General features: G+C 61.4%; 17 protein-coding genes. 1 reads left to right on the top strand and 16 read right to left on the bottom strand.

Going from position 1 to position 18,573, the window contains the following annotated elements; translation table 11 throughout:
* The first annotated feature begins 328 nt into the window (after positions 1–328).
* The gene (gene ftsZ / locus ACP7E6_RS28730; RefSeq protein WP_426233497.1) at positions 329–1,354 is read left to right on the top strand and encodes a cell division protein FtsZ; all 1,026 of its coding nucleotides are present in this window, start codon (positions 329–331) and stop codon (positions 1,352–1,354) included.
* Positions 1,355–1,608: 254 nt separating this feature from the next.
* On the opposite strand, the gene ACP7E6_RS28725 is transcribed toward ftsZ, so the two are convergent.
* The 16 genes from ACP7E6_RS28725 to ACP7E6_RS28650 form a co-directional block, all read right to left on the bottom strand.
* Complete coding sequence (locus ACP7E6_RS28725; protein WP_426233495.1) at positions 1,609–2,877, bottom strand: CHASE3 domain-containing protein; 1,269 nt, start codon at positions 2,875–2,877, stop codon at positions 1,609–1,611.
* A 118-nt stretch (positions 2,878–2,995) separates the two neighbouring features.
* A complete protein-coding gene (locus ACP7E6_RS28720) occupies positions 2,996–3,493 on the bottom strand; it encodes a DUF2867 domain-containing protein (RefSeq protein WP_426233493.1) in 498 nt (165 codons plus the stop codon).
* A 101-nt stretch (positions 3,494–3,594) separates the two neighbouring features.
* On the bottom strand, positions 3,595–5,001 hold the full coding sequence (gene lpdA, locus ACP7E6_RS28715) for a dihydrolipoyl dehydrogenase (protein ID WP_426233491.1): 1,407 nt from the start codon (positions 4,999–5,001) through the stop codon (positions 3,595–3,597).
* A gap of 23 nt (positions 5,002–5,024) precedes the next feature.
* Positions 5,025–5,783, bottom strand: coding sequence for an SDR family oxidoreductase (locus tag ACP7E6_RS28710; protein WP_426233489.1), 759 nt, complete (start codon positions 5,781–5,783; stop codon positions 5,025–5,027).
* Entirely contained in the window at positions 5,780–6,274 is a 495-nt protein-coding gene (locus ACP7E6_RS28705) for a hypothetical protein (RefSeq protein ID WP_426233487.1), read from the bottom strand. The genes ACP7E6_RS28710 and ACP7E6_RS28705 overlap by 4 nt, the downstream gene beginning before the upstream one ends.
* A gap of 2 nt (positions 6,275–6,276) precedes the next feature.
* Positions 6,277–6,918: a LysE family translocator gene (locus ACP7E6_RS28700; protein ID WP_426233485.1), complete on the bottom strand. Its 642-nt coding sequence runs from the start codon at positions 6,916–6,918 to the stop codon at positions 6,277–6,279.
* A 27-nt stretch (positions 6,919–6,945) separates the two neighbouring features.
* Complete coding sequence (locus ACP7E6_RS28695; protein WP_426233483.1) at positions 6,946–7,359, bottom strand: MAPEG family protein; 414 nt, start codon at positions 7,357–7,359, stop codon at positions 6,946–6,948.
* Between the two features lie 12 nt (positions 7,360–7,371).
* Positions 7,372–8,622, bottom strand: a complete 1,251-nt coding sequence (gene odhB / locus ACP7E6_RS28690; protein WP_426233481.1) for a 2-oxoglutarate dehydrogenase complex dihydrolipoyllysine-residue succinyltransferase — start codon at positions 8,620–8,622, stop codon at positions 7,372–7,374.
* A gap of 75 nt (positions 8,623–8,697) precedes the next feature.
* Positions 8,698–11,694, bottom strand: coding sequence for a 2-oxoglutarate dehydrogenase E1 component (locus ACP7E6_RS28685; protein ID WP_426233479.1), 2,997 nt, complete (start codon positions 11,692–11,694; stop codon positions 8,698–8,700).
* A gap of 169 nt (positions 11,695–11,863) precedes the next feature.
* Positions 11,864–12,766, bottom strand: a complete 903-nt coding sequence (gene sucD / locus ACP7E6_RS28680) for a succinate--CoA ligase subunit alpha (protein WP_426233478.1) — start codon at positions 12,764–12,766, stop codon at positions 11,864–11,866.
* Between the two features lie 18 nt (positions 12,767–12,784).
* Complete coding sequence (gene sucC, locus ACP7E6_RS28675; RefSeq protein ID WP_426128111.1) at positions 12,785–13,978, bottom strand: ADP-forming succinate--CoA ligase subunit beta; 1,194 nt, start codon at positions 13,976–13,978, stop codon at positions 12,785–12,787.
* Between the two features lie 31 nt (positions 13,979–14,009).
* A complete protein-coding gene (gene mdh / locus ACP7E6_RS28670) occupies positions 14,010–14,972 on the bottom strand; it encodes a malate dehydrogenase (RefSeq protein ID WP_068955315.1) in 963 nt (320 codons plus the stop codon).
* A gap of 194 nt (positions 14,973–15,166) precedes the next feature.
* Positions 15,167–16,279 (bottom strand): cell division protein ZapE, encoded by a 1,113-nt coding sequence (zapE, locus tag ACP7E6_RS28665; RefSeq protein WP_426233501.1) that lies wholly within the window; start codon positions 16,277–16,279, stop codon positions 15,167–15,169.
* 107 nt (positions 16,280–16,386) lie between these two features.
* Entirely contained in the window at positions 16,387–16,929 is a 543-nt protein-coding gene (locus ACP7E6_RS28660; protein ID WP_426233476.1) for a protease inhibitor Inh/omp19 family protein, read from the bottom strand.
* Between the two features lie 421 nt (positions 16,930–17,350).
* Entirely contained in the window at positions 17,351–18,130 is a 780-nt protein-coding gene (locus ACP7E6_RS28655; RefSeq protein WP_426128118.1) for a succinate dehydrogenase iron-sulfur subunit, read from the bottom strand.
* Entirely contained in the window at positions 18,123–18,572 is a 450-nt protein-coding gene (locus tag ACP7E6_RS28650) for a type II toxin-antitoxin system VapC family toxin (RefSeq protein WP_426233499.1), read from the bottom strand. The genes ACP7E6_RS28655 and ACP7E6_RS28650 overlap by 8 nt, the downstream gene beginning before the upstream one ends.
* Position 18,573 lies beyond the last annotated feature (1 nt).

The raw sequence follows: 18,573 nt of genomic DNA, 5'->3' as shown, positions 1-18,573 counted from the left end.
GCCATCGTTGCGACAATGCGCAAGCTTCTCACCATTCTCAATGCCATCATCCGGGACAATAAACCATGGCAAAACGCTTGACGAACAAGACAGTCGCTCTCCCCGCTGGGGAGAAGAGGCATGCTCGAACGCCCCCTTTACCCGCTCCAGACCGTTCGTCGGCACAGCAATTTTAGCTGTGACTCTTGCACCCGTGCCGTCTCTCTGCCTTTTTGCCAGAATAACCTGCGGCAGCCTGATTCGCGCCCGCTCCGCTTCGCATTCGATGCAGCTCCCGGAACGCGCTTCCACATGCCGGGGCCGCAAGCACGTCCAAGGAGACGACGAGATGACAGAGATCAAAAAACCCGTGATTTCGGAAATGAGACCGAAGATCACGGTCATCGGCGTCGGCGGCGGCGGCGGCAATGCCATCAACAATATGATCACCGAGGGCCTGCAGGGCGCCGAATTCGTCGCTGCGAACACCGATGCGCAGGCGCTGACCATGTCGAAGGCGACCCGGCTGATCCAGCTCGGCGCGCAGGTGACCGAAGGTCTCGGCGCCGGATCGCTTCCTGAGGTGGGCCGTGCGGCGGCGGAAGAATCGATCGACGAGATCATGGATCACCTCGGCGGTACCCATATGTGTTTCGTCACCGCCGGCATGGGCGGCGGCACCGGCACCGGTGCAGCCCCGGTGATCGCGCAGGCCGCGCGCAATGCCGGCATCCTGACGGTGGCTGTCGTCACCAAGCCGTTCAGCTTCGAGGGCAAGCGCCGCATGCAGTCGGCCGAGGAAGGCATCGAGCGGCTGCGTGAAGCTGCCGATACCGTCATCGTCATTCCCAACCAGAACCTCTTCCGCATCGCCGACGCCAAGACCACCTTTGCCGATGCCTTCGTCATTGCCGACCGGGTTCTCTATTCCGGCGTCGGTTGCATCACCGACCTGATCGTCAAGGAAGGCCTGATCAACCTCGACTTCGCCGACGTCAAGTCGGTGATGAAGGGCATGGGCCGTGCGATGATGGGCACCGGCGAAGCCAGCGGCGACAGCCGCGCCTCGAAGGCTGCCGAAGCGGCGATCGCCAATCCGCTGCTCAGCGAAGTCTCGATGAAAGGCGCCAAGGGCGTGCTGATCTCGATCTCCGGCGGCTCCGACATGACGTTGTTCGAAGTCGATGAGGCAGCGACCCGTATCCGCGAGGAAGTCTATGAGGATGCCGACATCGTCGTCGGCGCGATCTTCGACAAGAGCCTCGACGGCGTCTTCCGCGTTTCCGTCGTTGCCACAGGCCTCGACGGCCAGGCTGCGGGCGCCGATACCGGCGCTATCGCCGCCCAGCTGGCACAGATGCGCACACTGCAGTAAGAGGGCTGGCTGCCGGATCAGTTCGAACCCGGGACAGCTTCACGCCCTCTGTCCGCGACGCCGGCATCTCCCCCTCAAGGGGGGAGACCGACCGTTTGCTTTGTGCCCGCCTTACTGAGGGGCCAACAGAGGAAATGAATAATCTCCCTCCTTGAGGGGGAGATGTCACGAAGAGACAGAGGGGGGTAGGTCCCCTCAATCTCTGAGCAAGCGGCCGGAAGCCGTACAAGACACTGCCGGAAAAATCTTGAGCGTCAGCTCAATGCTTCCACCACCTGCACCTTCGGATCAAACCGCACCCTGAAGGCGCTGACCGGATGGGCGATGTTCTTGACCTTGAGGAAGCCCAAGTCGTCGAAACTCAGGTGCCTCTGCTTGCGAATATGATCGCGCACCGCGCGTGAAATACAGATTCCGCCGGGATCCGCCATCGGCTCCAGCCGGGCCGCGACATTCACCGTATCGCCGAAGACATCCCCGTCCTGAACGATGACGTCACCGACGTTGATGCCGATGCGGAACATCAGATGTTGTTCCTCCGGCAGTTCATCATTGTCGGCCGCCATAGCCCCTTGGATCTCCACCGCGCAATCGATCGCCGACAGAGCACTGGCAAAGGCAACCAGCACGCTATCGCCCGCGGTGGTGACGATGCTGCCGCTGTGGCTGGCAATGATCGGATCGATGCGATCGCGCATCTCTTTCAGCCGCGTCAGGGTCTGGGCTTCATCGCTCTCCATCATCCGGCTATAGCCAACGATATCGGCCGCCATGATGGCGAGCAGCTTGCGATCGAGCTGCTGCAACAACTCATCGCGCGACGCCTCCGCCGATCGTGCCCGCCGCAGCGTGGCCCGCACGGCGATCACGCCCATGAGGGCGGTCAGCAGCGCCAGCCCGATCACCATCATCTCCAGCACAAACCCCGCGCGCCGCGCCTGATTGGCGCGGACAGTCATCAGGCTCTCCTCCTCGGTGCGCATGCGCTCCAGAACGTCGCGCACGCCGTCCATCAGCACCTTGCCCTGGCCGTTGCGCAGAACGGAAACAGCCGCCGCCTCATCGCCGGCCCGGCGCCGCTCGACGGTCTGGCGCAGCTCCGACAGCTTTTGCGTGGTCAGCGATCGCAGCACTGCGATATTGCCATCCTGGCGGCGATTGTCGGAAACGCCGCTTGCAAGGCCCTCGATGCTGGCGCTGATCGCGCCGACGGCCTTGTCATAGGGTTCGAGATAGAAGGGATCACCGGTCAGAAGATAGCCGCGCTGGCCGATTTCCGCATCTTGAAGCTGAGATTGCACGACGGAGATCAGGCGCCCATTGTGCACCGTGTGCGCGACGGCCTCATCTGCCTCCTGCCCCTTTTTGGACACCCAGAAGGACGCGCCCAGGAGCAGAATGATGAACACCGCGACGCCGGCTGTGATCAGCCGCAGGTTCTGTCCTGCCTCGTAGCCGATACGCCGGATGACCGTCGAGGTTTTCGGGCCGGAGAGTTTGGGCGCACTGAAATCGGATGCCACGAATACCTGCCTTGGGCCACCGGCACCGATTGCGCCGCCAAGGGAAAATGGCGCGTGACCGCCGTTTTACAAGGGCTTGCCGACAGGCAATATTAGACGGTCCTTGCGGCCAGTAGTGTCAGCGCATGGCCATGACGGGACGGGAGAGCCGGGCCAGCATCGTACTGACGATCAGCCGGTGAAACGGCGTGATGACGGCGATGTAGATCTTGCCGAGCAGAATCTTGCGGTGCACCAGCGTCGTCACGCTGACCCTTTGGGCGAGCTCTCCTGCCTGGCGAACATCGATAACAATGCGGAAATCCAGATGGGTATCGTCGAACCCCAGCACGGCCTGTTCATTCGAACGCGAAATGACGGGAAAGAAGCCGATCATCTCCGCTTTACCGCCCGGACTGGCACCTGATCCCTTCAAGCCGAAGGGGCTGACAACAGCGTTTCGCAGCCACATCAGCGCGCGCACCCAGGCCGGAAAATCACCCAATGCCCGCTTGGCCGCAGAGATGGCGGTTGTCGCCTGGCCGGGCACCAGAAGTTCGTAACAATCCGCCCAATCGGCCAGAGGCAGTGCCGGATGCGGCAGGGTGACCGGAACTGTGTGGGGGCGTTGGGGCATAGGCGGCACTCCTTGAATGCGCCGATCCTAGACCGCGCGCTCAGGAGCCGCAAAGGGGCCGATTGTCACGGCCCCTCCCAGTTTTTCCGGTACAGGGTTTCTTACAGATGGATCGGCTTGAAGAAGGTGGCGAGAGCCGCTTCCTTAACCGCTTCCGACATGGTCGGGTGCGCATGGCAGGTGCGGCCGAGATCTTCCGACGAACCGCCGAATTCCATCAGCACGGTGATTTCGTGGATCATCTCGCCGGCGCCGAAACCGACGATATGACCGCCGAGCACCCGGTCGGTGTCCTTGTCGGCAAGGATTTTCACGAACCCGTCGGTCTCCAGCATGGCGCGGGCGCGGCCGTTTGCGGTGAACGGGAACTTGCCGACCTTGTAGGCGATGCCTGCAGCCTTCAGCTCTTCCTCGGTCTTCCCGACGGAAGCGACTTCCGGCTGGGTGTAGACGACGCTTGGGATGACGTCATAGTTCACGTGACCGGCCTGGCCGGCGATGATCTCGGCAACCGCAACACCTTCGTCTTCCGCCTTGTGGGCCAGCATCGGGCCGCGCACGACGTCGCCCAGCGCATAGATGCCGGGAACGCTGGTGAGAAAATGATGGTCGATCTCGACGCGGCCGCGTTTGTCCATGACCACGCCGGCTTCGGCAAGACCCAGACCGTCGGTGAACGGCTTGCGGCCGGTGGCGATCAGGACGACATCGGCGTCGATGCTCGCAGCGTCGCCGCCCTTGACAGGCTCGTACGTCACCTTGGCACCCGTGCCGGACTTTTCAACGCCGGTCACCTTGGCGCCGAGTTTGAAATCGATGCCCTGCTTGGCCAGCATCCGCTGGAACTGCTTGGAGACTTCGCCGTCCATGCCGCCAAGAATGGTATCGAGATATTCGACGACGGTGACCTTGGCGCCGAGACGCGACCAGACCGAGCCGAGCTCCAGACCGATGACGCCGCCGCCGACCACGACCATTGTGGCAGGAACATTTTCCAGCGCCAGGCCGCCGGTCGACGAGATGATGATCTTTTCGTCGATCGCGACCTCGACGCCAGGAATGCCGGCGACATCGGAACCGGTGGCGATGACCACGTTCTTGGTCTCGATGATCTGCTCTTCACCCTTGTCGTTGGTAACGGAGACCTTGCCTTCGCCGAGCACCTTGCCGGTGCCCTGGAAGGCATCGATCTTGTTCTTCTTGAACAGGAAGGCGACGCCATCGACGTTTGATTTGACGGTCGCGTCCTTGTGGGCCAGCATCTTGGGCAGGTTCAGCTTGGGGGCTGCGACTTCGACGCCGAGCGCATCGATGCCGTGGCCGACCTGGTGGAACACTTCCGACGCATGCAGCAGAGCCTTCGAAGGGATGCAGCCGATGTTGAGGCAGGTGCCGCCATAGGTGGCGCGCTTCTCTATGACGCCGACCTTGAGGCCGAGCTGGGCCGCCTTGATGGCGCAGACATAGCCGCCGGGGCCGGTACCGATAACGATGAGATCATAAGCCATGGAAAAGTCCTTCCTGAGAGCGGCTAGCGTCCGCCGCTGACGTTGAGAATGGCGCCCGTAACATAGGACGACGAAGGGGAAAGCAGGTAGAGAACGGCATCCGCAACCTCTTGCGCGGTGCCCGGCCGTTTCATGGGAATGGTTGGTCCGAGTTCGCGGGCGCGATCGGGAAGGCCGCCGGACGCGTGGATATCCGTATCGATGACACCGGGGCGCACCGCATTGACGCGAATGCCATCCGAAACCACCTCGCGTGCTAGGCCGACTGTAAACGTATCGATCGCCCCCTTGGAGGCGGCATAATCGACATATTGCCCGGCCGAGCCGAGCACGGCGGCCATCGAGGAAATATTGACGATGACCCCACCCTTGCCGCCGTGCCGCACCGACATGCGCCGAACGGCCGCCGCCGCACAGAGGATCGAGCCGGACACGTTGACCCGCAACATGCGTTCCAGCCGGTCCGAGGTGATCTCCTCGATCCGCGCCGGAACGCCGACGATACCGGCATTGTTGACCAGACCGTCGAGACGGCCGAAAGCCTTGTCGATCGCCGCAAAAATGGCAGTGATCCCGGCTTCACTGCCGACGTCGCCTTCCACCGCAATGGCCGTACCGCCCTCTGCCTCAATCGCAGCCACAACCGCGTCGGCGGCAGGCCGGTTGGAGGCATAGTTGACGGCAACCGCCCAGCCCTGTTCGGCGGCCGACCGGCAGATGGCCGCGCCGATGCCGCGGCTTCCGCCGGTCACCAGCAGAACGGGCCTGTCATTGCGCGTCATTGGCTGCATCCCTTGAAGGTCAGAGCGTCCCAAGGAACGACAGTCGCCTTGCCCCAGATCGAAGAATTGCGGATCGCCGGGCCCAAATCGGGCAGCAGGACCTGCGAGGCAGCCTCCAGGCCCTCTCCCGGCAGCGAAGCCACCTTGCCGTCGGAACTGACGGAATAGATCACGCCCTGCCAGACGGTGCAGGCGGCGATATCGTCGCCGGTGACGTCGCCTTCCGGGCAATTGTTCATGATCATGCCGTTGGCGCGCGCCGGTTCATCCGATTGCATGACGATACCGTCAAGCACCAGATCGGTCTTGGCGACCTTGACCTTGAAATGATTGCTGGTGGCGGCGCTGGCCGAACCGACCGGCTCGAACCGCAGTTCGTAGGCATTATCGGCATCGCCATAGATTGCCTGTTCCTGCAGGCAACCGGCAGCAACCGCCGGCGAAACCGCCAGCAATGCGCTCAAAGTCGATGCGAAAGCGGCAAGACGCATGCTCAGGCCGCCTTTTCGGTGGCAAGCTTCAGGCCGAGCGCGATGAAGACCAGACCACTGGCGCGGTCGATCCACTGGCTGGCGCGCGAAAAGGCGGCGCGCATCTTCGGCGTCGTCATGAACAGGCTGACACCGACGAACCAGAGGATCAGGCAGCTGGCCATCACCAGCCCATAGCCGAACTTGACCAAGGTCGGCGTATGGGCGCTGACCACCGTCGAGAAGATCGACAGGAAAAAGAACACCGGCTTCGGGTTCAAGGCATTGGCGGCAAAGCCGAGACCGAACGCCTTCAGCCCTGACTGACGCTTTTCGCCGCTCTGCACGCCTTCGGCCTGCGCCGTCATGTCGGTCTTGCCGGCACGCAGCGACTTGATGCCGATATAGAGAAGGTAAGCGACACCGCACCATTTGACGATGTTGAACAGGGTGATCGACTGCGAGATCAACAGGCCAAGCCCGAGGATCGTGTAGGTTACATGGAACATCAGCGAGGTACCGACGCCAAACGACGTGATGACGGCGGAGCGGCGTCCGTTGACGATCGACTGGCGCATGACCATGGCAAGATCGGCGCCGGGCGAAACGATGGCAAAGGAAAAAATAGCCATCAGCGAGGCGAGTTCGAACAGATAGGGATGCACGGCACTCTCCGTTTATCGCTGTGGACGTCAGAAAACCAGCGTCGCAACCATGATGAGGAGCCCGGCAAGCGAACCGAGCCAGATGAGCGAGCGGACATAGGGAATACCCGCCAGATACAGCGGAATATAGATGATCCGGCAGACAAGCCAAGTCCACGCGCCGACCAGGCCCCAGCCGGTGAGGTCGCCGGTGATCGCTAATGCCAGCGTCAACCCGACGAAGGCCGGATAGGTCTCGCGGAAATTGGCCGATGCCCGTGCCGCCCGTCCGGCCAGCGTGCCGGAGGGTTTCTTTTCCTCGTCGCGCGGACCGGCATTCCATGCCGATCCAAGTTCGAGTGTCGCGGAAAAACCCTGCAGCCCGACGTGGAACACGAGCAGCACCACGCTCCATGCGACGAGCGTAACGAAGGGCGATACCGCCAGTGCTGCCGTGTCCATGCTTACTGTTCCTTACAGATCGAGAACGAGGCGTTCCGGATCTTCCAGGCTTTCCTTGACGCGCACGAGGAAGGTAACCGCTTCCTTGCCATCGACGATGCGGTGATCGTAGGAAAGCGCCAGATACATCATCGGACGAATGACGATCTGGCCGCCGACGACGACCGGACGGTCCTGGATCTTGTGCATGCCGAGAATGCCCGACTGCGGTGCATTCAGGATCGGCGAGGACATCAGCGAACCGTAGACGCCGCCATTGGTGATGGTGAAGGTACCGCCCTGCATGTCGGCCATGGAGAGGGCTCCATCGCGGGCAAGCTTGGCGAGACGGCCGAGATCCTTCTCGACTTCGGCGATCGACATCTCGTCGGCGTCCCGGATCACCGGAACGACGAGGCCCTTGTCGGTACCGACGGCCATGCCGATATGGCAGAAGTTCTTGTAGATGATGTCGGTGCCATCAATCTCGGCGTTGACCGAGGGAATTTCCTTCAGGGCATGCGTTACCGCCTTGGTGAAGAAGCCCATGAAGCCGAGCTTGACGCCATGCTTCTTCTCAAAAATGTCCTTATACTTGGTGCGCAGCGCCATCACCGCGCTCATGTCCACCTCGTTGTAGGTGGTGAGCATGGCAGCCGTGTTCTGCGCATCCTTGAGGCGCCTGGCGATCGTCTGGCGCAGGCGGGTCATCTTGACGCGCTCTTCGCGTGGCGCATCCTCGGCAGCCGAAGGGCCGCGCGACACGACTTTCACCGGCTCGGACGCGGCTGGCGCCGAAATGCCCTTGGCAACGGCGGCGATGACATCGCCCTTCAGAACCTGGCCGCGTTTGCCGGAGCCATCAACCTGTTCGGCCGAGAGGTTGTTTTCGGCCAGCATCTTTGCAGCAGCAGGGGCTGCCGGCATCGCGGAGGCAACCGGCGTTGCGGCCGGTGCAGCAGCAGCGGCTGCAGGCGCTGCAGCAGCCGGTTCGGCAACCTTCTTTTCAGCAGCAACTGGTGCAGCAGCACCGGCGGCTCCGGCAGCGCCAGCGGCGATGTTGCCGAGCAGCGCGCCGAGGCCGACGGTTTCGCCGGCAGCAGCGACGATCTCAGACAGGACGCCGGCGGCGGGTGAAGGCACTTCTATCGTCACCTTGTCGGTTTCGAGCTCAAGCAGGGGCTCGTCGGCCTTGACGGTATCGCCGACCTTCTTGAACCAGGTACCGATGGTAGCTTCGCTGACGGATTCGCCCAGAGTGGGAACGCGGATTTCTGTGGCCATGATATTTTGTCGTCCGTTGATCGGGTGTCTGTTTCTGTGAGGCAAAAAGAGGGAGGCCTTTCAGCCTCCCGTTTTTCAGCCCCCGAGGGCGTCTTCGAGGAATGCGGCAAGCTGGGCGAGATGCTTGGACATCAGGCCCGTCGCCGGAGAGGCGGCAGCCGGACGGCCGGTGTAACGCACGCGCTGGTACTTCGCATCGATATGGGCAAGCACCCATTCCAGATACGGGTCAATGAACGACCAGGCACCCATGTTCTTGGGCTCTTCCTGGCACCAGACCATTTCGGCGTGGCGGAAGCGCGAGAGTTCGTTGATCAGCGCCTTGGCCGGGAACGGATAGAGCTGTTCGACGCGCAGCAGATAGACATCGTCGATGCCGCGCTTTTCGCGCTCTTCCAGCAGATCGTAATAGACCTTGCCGGTGCAGAGCACGACGCGCCGGATCTTGGCGTCCTTCTGCAGCTTGATCGGACCGTCCTTGATGACCTCGGCATCGTCCCAGAGCAGACGGTGGAACGAGGTCTCGCCCGCCATTTCCGACAGCGAAGAGACGGCGCGCTTGTGGCGCAGCAGCGACTTCGGCGTCATCATGATCAGCGGCTTGCGGAAGTCGCGCTTCGTCTGCCGGCGCAGGATGTGGAAATAGTTCGCCGGTGTCGTGACGTTGGCGACCTGCATGTTGTCTTCGGCGCACATCTGCAGCCAGCGCTCGAGGCGGGCCGAGGAATGTTCCGGACCCTGGCCTTCATAGCCATGCGGCAGCAGGCAGACGAGACCGGACATGCGCAGCCACTTGCGTTCGCCCGACGAGATGAATTGGTCGAAGATGACCTGTGCACCGTTGGCGAAGTCGCCGAACTGGGCTTCCCAGAGGGTCAGCGCGTTCGGACGGGCCAGTGAATAGCCGTATTCGAAACCCAGCACCGCTTCTTCCGACAGCATCGAGTTGATGACTTCGTAACGGGCCTGGGTCGGCGCCAAGTTGGCAAGTGGGATGTAGCGGTCTTCGGTCTCCTGATCGTAGAGAACCGAATGGCGCTGCGAGAACGTGCCGCGTTCGCAATCCTGGCCGGACAGGCGGATCTTGGTGCCCTCGACGCAGAGCGTACCGAATGCGAGCGCTTCCGCCATCGCCCAGTCGATGCCTTCACCGGTCTGGACCATGTTGGCCCGGCCGTCCATGAAGCGCTGGATGGTCTTGTGGGCGTGGAAGCCTGCCGGAACTTCCGACAGCTTGCGGCCGACGTCCTTCAGCACCTTCATCGGCACCGAGGTCTTGCCGCGGCGCTGCTCATCCTGATTGTCGGCAGCACGAAGCCCCGACCAGACGCCGTCCAGCCAGTCGGCCTTGTTCGGCTTGTAGGACTGCCCGGCCTCGAATTCCTGCTCCAGACGCGCACGCCAGTCGGCGCGCATCTTTTCCAGTTCGCCTTCGGAGATCAGCCCCTCGGCGATCAGACGTTCGCCATAGATCTGCACGACCGTCTTGTGGGCGCGGATGACCTTGTACATCTTCGGCTGCGTGAACGACGGCTCATCGCCTTCGTTATGGCCGAAGCGGCGGTAGCAGAACATGTCGACGACGACAGGCTTGTGGTACTTCATCCGGTATTCGGTGGCGATCTTGGCAGCGTAGACAACCGCTTCGGGATCGTCGCCATTGACGTGGAAGATCGGCGCTTCGATCATCTTGGCAACGTCGGACGGATAGGGCGACGAGCGCGAGAAAGCCGGATTGGTGGTGAAGCCGATCTGGTTGTTGATGATGAAATGCACGGTGCCGGCAACGCGGTGACCGCGCAGGCCCGACAATCCGAGGATTTCGGCCGTGACGCCCTGGCCGGCAAAGGCGGCATCGCCATGCAGCAGCAGCGGCATGACCTGCGCCCGCTCAGACAGCGGAATGACGTCGCCTTCGAAGATCTTCGCCATCTGGTCCTGCTTGGCGCGGGCCTTGCCCATGACGACAGGATTGACGATTTCCAGATGCGACGGGTTGGCCGTCAGCGACAGATGCACCTTGTTGCCGTCGAACTCGCGGTCCGAGGAGGCACCCAGATGGTACTTCACGTCGCCCGAGCCCTCGACATCGTCCGGCGCGGCAGAGCCGCCCTTGAACTCATGGAACACCGCGCGGTGCGGCTTGCCCATGACGTTGGTCAAGACGTTCAAACGGCCGCGATGGGCCATGCCGAGGATGATTTCCTTCAGGCCTTCCTGGCCACCGCGCTTAATGATCTGTTCGAGCGCCGGGATCAGCGATTCACCGCCGTCGAGGCCGAAACGCTTGGTGCCCTTGTACTTGACGTCGATGAACTGCTCGAAACCTTCGGCCTCGATCAGCTTCTGCAGGATCGCCTTCTTGCCTTCCGGCGTAAAATCGACGCCCTTGTCGACACCCTCGATGCGTTCCTGGATCCAGCCTTTGATTTCCGGATCGGAGATGTGCATGAACTCGACACCGAGTGTCGAGCAATAGGTACGCTCGAGGATATCGACGATCTCGCGCAGGGTGGCGTATTCGAGGCCCAGCACGTTGTCGATGAAGATCGGGCGGTCCATGTCTTCCGGGCCGAAACCGTAGTTCGACGGCGACAGTTCATGATAGTCGTCGACCGGCGCGGCAATCGCCAGCGGATCGAGCTTGGCATGAAGGTGGCCGCGCATGCGGTAGGCGCGGATCAGCATGATCGCGCGGACGCTGTCGCGGGTCGATTGGTGAACGTCGGCGGGCGCTGCGGCAACTCCGGTTTCGACGGCCTTTGCCTCGGCCTTCGCCTGCACCTTCTTTTCGATGACCTTTTCGACCGTGCCCCAGTCGCCGTCCAGCGCCGAGACCAGATCGCCGCTCGCCGGGATCGGCCAGTGCGGCTTCTTCCAGGAAGCGCCCTTGGCGGCCTTGATGACGTCTTCGGGCTGCTCCTGCAGCGCCTTGAAGAACGACTGCCACTCGCCGGAGACCGACGACGGATCGTTTTCGTAGCGCGCATAGAGCTGATCGATATAGCCGGCATTCGCTCCGTCGAGGAATGAAGTCAGCTGAAATTGCTCGTTGGCTTCTTGCCGTGCCATGGTGCTCTGCGGACCTGTCCGTCCGCCTCCTGACTTGTTAATTCTGCCGGGTGTGGGCACCCGGTAAACCGCATTGTCGAAAGCGCCGAATGCGCCGTCACGTCTTCAAATGGGGCAGACCGGGCCATCCGCAATGGAAAGCCCGGTCACATTATCAATATGGACCGTCTCAGCCCTTGAGGACTTCGACCAGCGTCTTGCCCAGGCGCGCCGGGGAAGGCGATACCTTGATGCCGGCCGCTTCCATGGCCGAAATCTTCGATTCCGCATCGCCCTTGCCGCCGGAAACGACAGCGCCGGCGTGGCCCATGGTGCGGCCCTTCGGAGCCGTCCGGCCGGCGATGAAGCCTGCCATCGGCTTCTTGCGACCCTTCTTGGCTTCGTCGATCAGGAACTGTGCCGCGTCTTCTTCAGCCGAGCCGCCGATTTCGCCGATCATGATGATGGAGGTCGTGGCTTCGTCGGCGAGGAACATTTCGAGCACGTCGATGAATTCGGTGCCCTTCACCGGGTCGCCGCCGATGCCGACAGCCGTCGTCTGGCCGAGACCTTCGTTCGACGTCTGGAACACGGCTTCATAGGTCAGCGTGCCGGAGCGCGAAACGATGCCGACCGAACCCTTGCGGAAGATCGAGCCCGGCATGATGCCGATCTTGCATTCTTCCGGGGTCAGGATGCCCGGGCAGTTAGGCCCAAGCAGTCGCGACTTGGAGCGGTCGAGGCGAGCCTTGACGCGCACCATATCCATGACCGGAATGCCTTCGGTGATGCAGGTGATGAACGGGATCTCGGCTTCGATCGCCTCGATGATCGCGTCGGCGGCACCTGCCGGCGGAACGTAGATCACCGATGCATCAGCCCCGGTGCGTTCCTTGGCTTCAGCGACCGTCGCAAAGATCGGCAGGCTTTCGCCCTTCGAACCGGTCCAGGTTTCGCCACCCTTCTTCGGGTGGATACCGCCAACCATCTGCGTGCCGTAGTAGGCGAGCGCCTGTTCGGTGTGGAAAGTGCCGGTCTTGCCGGTCAGGCCCTGAACCAGGACCTTGGTATTCTTGTTGACGAGAATAGACATAAGTTCGGGTCCTTCAAATTAGGCTTTGATCGCCGCGACGATCTTCTTGGCCGCATCGTCCAAGTCGTCTGCCGCCGTGATCGCGAGACCCGACTCGTTCAGAATCTTCTTGCCGAGCTCGACATTGGTGCCTTCGAGGCGCACGACGAGCGGAACCTTGAGGCCGACTTCCTGCACCGCAGCGACGACACCTTCAGCGATGACGTCGCACTTCATGATGCCGCCGAAGATGTTGACGAGGATGCCCTCGACCTTCGGGTCGGCCGTGATGATCTTGAAGGCCGCCGCAACTTTTTCCTTTCCGGCGCCGCCGCCGACGTCGCAGAAGTTTGCCGGCTCCTTGCCGTAGAGCTTGATGATGTCCATCGTCGCCATGGCAAGACCAGCACCATTGACCATGCAGCCGATATTGCCGTCGAGCGCCACGTAGGCGAGGTCCCACTTGGAGGCCTCGATTTCCTTGGCGTCTTCTTCGGTCTCGTCGCGCAGCGCCTTGACGTCGTCGTGACGGAAGATCGCGTTGCCGTCGAACGACATCTTGGCGTCGAGTACGCGCAGATGATCGTTCTTCATGACGATCAGCGGGTTAACCTCCAGCAGGGCCATATCCTTCTCGTTGAAGGCTTTGTAGAGGAGCGGGAAGAGCGACTTGGCGTCTTCGGCAGCAGCGCCCGAAAGCTCGAGAGCCTTGGAGATCGCGGCCACATCCGCATCCGTCACGCCCGTTTCCGGATCGATGGCGATGGTGTGGATCTTTTCAGGCGTGTCGTGGGCGACAGCCTCGATGTCCATGCCGCCTTCGGTGGAGACCACGAAGGCTACGCGGCCGACCGAGCGATCGACGAGCAGCGAGAGGTAAAGCTCGCGGGCGATGTCGGCACCGTCTTCGATATAGAGGCGATTGACCTGCTTGCCGGCTTCGCCGGTCTGCGCGGTTACCAGCGTGTTGCCCATCATTTCCTTGGCATGCGCCTTGGCTTCGTCGATGGAGAACGCCAGGCGAACGCCGCCCTTGGCATCCGGGCCGAGTTCCTTGAACTTGCCCTTGCCGCGGCCGCCGGCGTGGATCTGGCTCTTGACGACATAGAGCGGGCCTGGAAGCGACTTTGCAGCCGCTTCGGCTTCTTCCGCCGAGAAGATGGCGACACCTTCCGCGACCGGAGCGCCAAAGGTCTTCAACAGAGCCTTGGCCTGATATTCATGAATGTTCATGGGGAAACTTCCTGTTTAAGCCGAACGGCAATTACTTGAGGCTCGGCGCGATGGCGATGCAGGCTTCGCAAAGGCTCGCCACCGAAGCGACGGACTTTTCGAAGGCTTCCTGCTCGGCCTTGTTGAATTCGACTTCGATGATGCGCTCGATGCCGCCGGCACCGATGATCGTGGGCACGCCGACATACATGTCCTTGACGCCGTACTGGCCGTTGAGATAAGCGGCGGCCGGCAGCACCCGCTTCTTGTCCTTGAGGAAGGATTCAGCCATTTCGATCGCCGAGGCAGCCGGAGCGTAGTAAGCCGAACCGGTCTTGAGCAGACCAACGATTTCGGCGCCGCCGTCACGGGTGCGCTGGATGATTTCTTCGAGGCGTTCCTTGGTGACCCAGCCCATCTTGACCAGATCGGTCAGCGGAATGCCGCCAACGGTCGAGTAACGGGCAAGCGGCACCATCGTATCGCCATGTCCGCCGAGAACAAACGCAGTGACGTCCTGCACGGAAACGTTGAATTCCTGGGACAGGAACAGGCGGAAGCGCGAACTGTCGAGAACGCCGGCCATGCCGACGACCATGTTCTTCGGCAGGCCGGAGAACTTCTGCAGCGCCCAGACCATCGCGTCCAGCGGGTTGGTGATGCAGATGACGAAGGCGTTCGGGGCATATTTCTTGATGCCGGCGCCGACCTGTTCCATGACCTTGAGGTTGATGCCGAGCAGATCGTCACGGCTCATGCCCGGCTTGCGGGCAACACCGGCGGTGACGATGCAGACATCGGCGCCTTCGATTGCGGAATAGTCGCTGGCACCCGTGAGGTTGGCATTGAAGCCCTCGACGGGAGAGGACTGAGCGATATCGAGACCCTTGCCCTGCGGAATGCCGTCGGCAATGTCGAACAGGACGATGTCGCCCAGTTCTTTCAGGCCGGCGAGATGCGCCAGCGTGCCACCAATCATTCCAGAACCAATAAGTGCGATCTTGTTGCGCGCCATGAAAGTGCTTCCTTTGCGATCCAAATCTGACAAGGCCTGACGTGGCGCCTCAAGCGCGAGCTATGGCAAACCTTCGGCGCAACGAATTAAACTTCAAAAACTAAAATATCAACCGATACTTTTGAACAGAGCAATTTCAATCGGTTAGATCATAAAATTCTTACGTAAAGGTAATATAATGCGTCGTCAATGTGTCATAATATGGTGGAATTTGCGTGATGGTTTGCGGCATATTCCTTGCTCTGCAACTCGATTAGGCGCGACACGGTGCGATCGAACTCGAACCCTTCCGTGCCTTTTTTCGCCGTCAGCAGATCGATCGGCGCAGATGCAGCCGAGGCAAACAGCCGGGCGCCATGATCGTAGATCGTGTCGATCAGCATGATGAAACGCTTGGTCTCGTTGCGCCGCTCAGGCCCCAGATGCGGGATCTGCTCGACGAAGATCGTCCGGTAATGCGAAAGGATGGCGAGATAATCGGCGGCCCCGAGCGGCTTTTCGCAGAGATCGGCAAAGGAAAACCGCGCACACTCGCCGGCAGCCTTGGGCACGACGATCTTGCGGCCCTTGAAGGCCACCTCGGCAGAGGTCACCGTCAAACCTGCGGTTGCCAGTTTCCAGGCATTGTCGAGTTCGGCATCGGCTTCCGGTCCGAGCGGCGACGACCAGACCGGCAGGCCCTCGATCTTTGCCAGCCGGTAATCCGTCGCCGTATCCAGCGGCACGATATCGGCATGCGCTTTCAAAAGGTCGATGAACGGCAGGAACAGGCCGCGATTGAGACCATCCCTATAGAGATTGCCCGGCTCGACATTCGACGTCGCCACCAGCACGCAGCCCTTGGAAAACAGCTCGGAAAACAGCCGCGACAGGATCATCGCATCGGCAATATCGGTGACGGAAAACTCGTCGAAGCACAGCAGGCGGGCCTCGGCAAAAATCTCCGCCGCCACCGGCGGCATCGGATCGGCCTGGCGCGTCTCGCCGTTCTTCAGTTTCTGCCGGTGCTTGAAGATGCGTTCATGCACATCGGCCATGAATTCATGGAAATGCGCGCGGCGCTTGCGCTGGATTGGCACCGTCTCGAAAAACAGGTCCATCAGCATGGTCTTGCCACGCCCGACGCCGCCGTAGAGATAAAGTCCCTTCAGCGGCGGATGCTCGTTCTTGCGCGAGGCAAACAGCCAGCCGAGCGCGTTCGACTTGCGCTGGGCGCGGCTGGCCGCGAGTTCCGAGGACAGATGATCGAGGCGTTTGGCGATGACGAGTTGTGCTGGGTCACGCGTCAGCGTTCCCGCCACGATCATGGCTTCGAGTTTTCGCGAAATACTGTCTTGCGGATTGGGCACGCGCTTTACCGGTCTTATGTCGGAAACGACGGCAAGAAAAAACCCGGCTAATGCCGGGCTGATGATTAGCGGCTGAGGCTGACCGACTGGCCGCCATTGGTCGAGCCGTCAAAGCGGGCATCGGCCGTCTTGAACAGGCGCGCCAGCGGATTGCCGTTGCGATCCTTGAGCACGACCTGCTTGCCGGCCACTTCCCAGGAGCCCATCGCCGTCAGTTCTCCGGCGCAACCGCGCGTACCGCCGCGCGAGCCGCTGCCGAGATTGGTCAGCGTCAGGAACATGTCGCAGGAGGCGCCGGCATTCGAGACGCGCCAGTTGCCGACCATCGATTCCTTGGTGACATCAAGCGCATTGGTCGCCGCCGCAACCTCGGTACCGCCAGGCGCCGTGACGCCGCCGACTGCGGCCGTGCCGCTGACCGGAGCTGCCGGAAACTGCGAGGTATCGCCGGGAGCTGCCAGCTGGCCGGACGAAACGGTCGGCACAGGCTGGGCCTGCACAGGAGACGGCGACGTGCTGTTGCCACTGAAATCGGTCATGGACGTCCTCTGACATCCAGCCAGCGCCAGCACCACGGCCAGTCCCGCCACCGCATGTATTGTCCGCATGTTTAAGCTCCCGATCATCTTTGCCATCGTAGTCATCAACTGGCATATAGGCGCAATTAACTTAAAACCATCTTTCAATTCAAGAGCACGGCAATTCTTTGACGGCTGTGACATGATTGAAACGGTTGGACAGCATACGTCGAGAGGTTGCCGGATGGCGAGGACGCTTGAAGGGCCGGGCGCACGTTCAGCGCGTGCGGCATCTGCCCCCTCTGTCAGCGACGCCGACATCTCCCCCTTAAGGAGTGTGGGGGGGGGGAGATCAACCGTAGACGTTGTGCTCTCCTGACAAAAGAATTTGCGAGCACCGGGCAAAATCTCGGAAAAGAATGATCTCCCCCCTTGAGGGGGAGATGTCACGCAGTAACAGAGGGGGGTTGAGGCCCCGCCCCGTATCGCCTGCGTTACGCAACAACCAAAACTATACGCGGCGCTCCACCATCATCTTCTTGATCTCGCCGATCGCCTTGGCCGGGTTCAAACCTTTCGGACAGGTCTGGGCGCAGTTCATGATCGTGTGGCAGCGGTAGAGGCGGAAGGGGTCTTCGAGATTGTCGAGACGTTCGCCCTTGGCTTCGTCGCGGCTGTCGATCAGCCAGCGATAGGCCTGCAGCAAAACCGCCGGGCCGAGGTAGCGGTCGCCATTCCACCAGTAGCTGGGGCACGAGGCGGAACAGCAGGCGCACAAGATGCACTCGTAGAGGCCGTCGAGCTTCTGGCGATCCTCGTGGCTCTGCTTCCATTCCTTGGCCGGCGTCGGCGAAACCGTCTTCAGCCAGGGCTCGATCGAGCGGTGCTGGGCGTAGAAATTGGTGAGGTCCGGCACCAGATCCTTGACGACGGGCATATGCGGCAGCGGGTAGACTTTCACCGTGCCCTTCACCTCGTCCATGCCCTTGGTGCAGGCCAGCGTATTGGTGCCGTCGATGTTCATGGCGCAGGAACCGCAGATGCCTTCGCGGCAGGAGCGGCGCAGCGTCAGCGTCGGGTCGATCTTGTTCTTGATGTAGAGCAGCGCATCCAGAACCATCGGGCCACAATCGTCGACATCGATGTAGAACGTGTCGATCGATGGGTTCTTGCCGTCGTCCGGGCTCCAGCGATAGATGCGCAGCTCGCGGGTATTGGTGGCACCAGCCGGCTTCGGCCAGACCTTGCCTTCGGTCATCGTCGAATTCTTGGGGAGAGCGAGTTCAACCATTATCGTTTTCCTGTGACGTCGTGACCAGCGCGTAAGCTGCGTCCAAATTCAAAATCTTATCGCCGTAACCGGCAGCGGTGGCCTTGGCTCTGAACTTTTCATCCACCGTGACCAGCCTTCCAACCGGCGCTGTCATTGCACATGCCAGGTAAATCGCATCGTAGACCGAATGATCGAGCTTCGATGCCATGGCAAAGGCAATCTCGTTCAAATCCGCACACGGCACGATCCGCCTGAAAGCCTCCGGAAGTCTACGCACCGCCATCGATGCCTGGGTTTCCGATATCAGGCCCTGTCGCACTTTCCGTCTCAACACGTTGCCGACCTCTGGAAAGATCAGGTCCGGGGCAATCAGCACGTTCCCATTTTCGGCAAGCGCCACAGCTTTGTTGTGCCCCATTTCCTCAATGAACCACATCACGGCAACGGAGGCATCAACCACG

Origin of the sequence: Pararhizobium sp. DWP3-4 (assembly GCF_049898205.1) — a bacterium.
In the GTDB taxonomy this organism is placed as follows: domain Bacteria; phylum Pseudomonadota; class Alphaproteobacteria; order Rhizobiales; family Rhizobiaceae; genus Pararhizobium.
This window is presented reverse-complemented; position numbering and strand designations above follow the sequence as displayed.

Coding starts and splice junctions, on each gene's coding strand:
- ACP7E6_RS28685 (WP_426233479.1), bottom strand. CDS start 11,694: ATGGCACGGCAAGAAGCCAACGAGCAATTTCAGCTGACTTCATTCCTC.
- ACP7E6_RS28720 (WP_426233493.1), bottom strand. CDS start 3,493: ATGCCCCAACGCCCCCACACAGTTCCGGTCACCCTGCCGCATCCGGCA.
- ACP7E6_RS28655 (WP_426128118.1), bottom strand. CDS start 18,130: ATGGTTGAACTCGCTCTCCCCAAGAATTCGACGATGACCGAAGGCAAG.
- ACP7E6_RS28710 (WP_426233489.1), bottom strand. CDS start 5,783: ATGACGCGCAATGACAGGCCCGTTCTGCTGGTGACCGGCGGAAGCCGC.
- lpdA (WP_426233491.1), bottom strand. CDS start 5,001: ATGGCTTATGATCTCATCGTTATCGGTACCGGCCCCGGCGGCTATGTC.
- ACP7E6_RS28660 (WP_426233476.1), bottom strand. CDS start 16,929: ATGCGGACAATACATGCGGTGGCGGGACTGGCCGTGGTGCTGGCGCTG.
- ACP7E6_RS28705 (WP_426233487.1), bottom strand. CDS start 6,274: ATGCGTCTTGCCGCTTTCGCATCGACTTTGAGCGCATTGCTGGCGGTT.
- ACP7E6_RS28695 (WP_426233483.1), bottom strand. CDS start 7,359: ATGGACACGGCAGCACTGGCGGTATCGCCCTTCGTTACGCTCGTCGCA.
- mdh (WP_068955315.1), bottom strand. CDS start 14,972: ATGGCGCGCAACAAGATCGCACTTATTGGTTCTGGAATGATTGGTGGC.
- ftsZ (WP_426233497.1), top strand. CDS start 329: ATGACAGAGATCAAAAAACCCGTGATTTCGGAAATGAGACCGAAGATC.
- sucC (WP_426128111.1), bottom strand. CDS start 13,978: ATGAACATTCATGAATATCAGGCCAAGGCTCTGTTGAAGACCTTTGGC.
- sucD (WP_426233478.1), bottom strand. CDS start 12,766: ATGTCTATTCTCGTCAACAAGAATACCAAGGTCCTGGTTCAGGGCCTG.
- zapE (WP_426233501.1), bottom strand. CDS start 16,279: ATGATCGTGGCGGGAACGCTGACGCGTGACCCAGCACAACTCGTCATC.
- odhB (WP_426233481.1), bottom strand. CDS start 8,622: ATGGCCACAGAAATCCGCGTTCCCACTCTGGGCGAATCCGTCAGCGAA.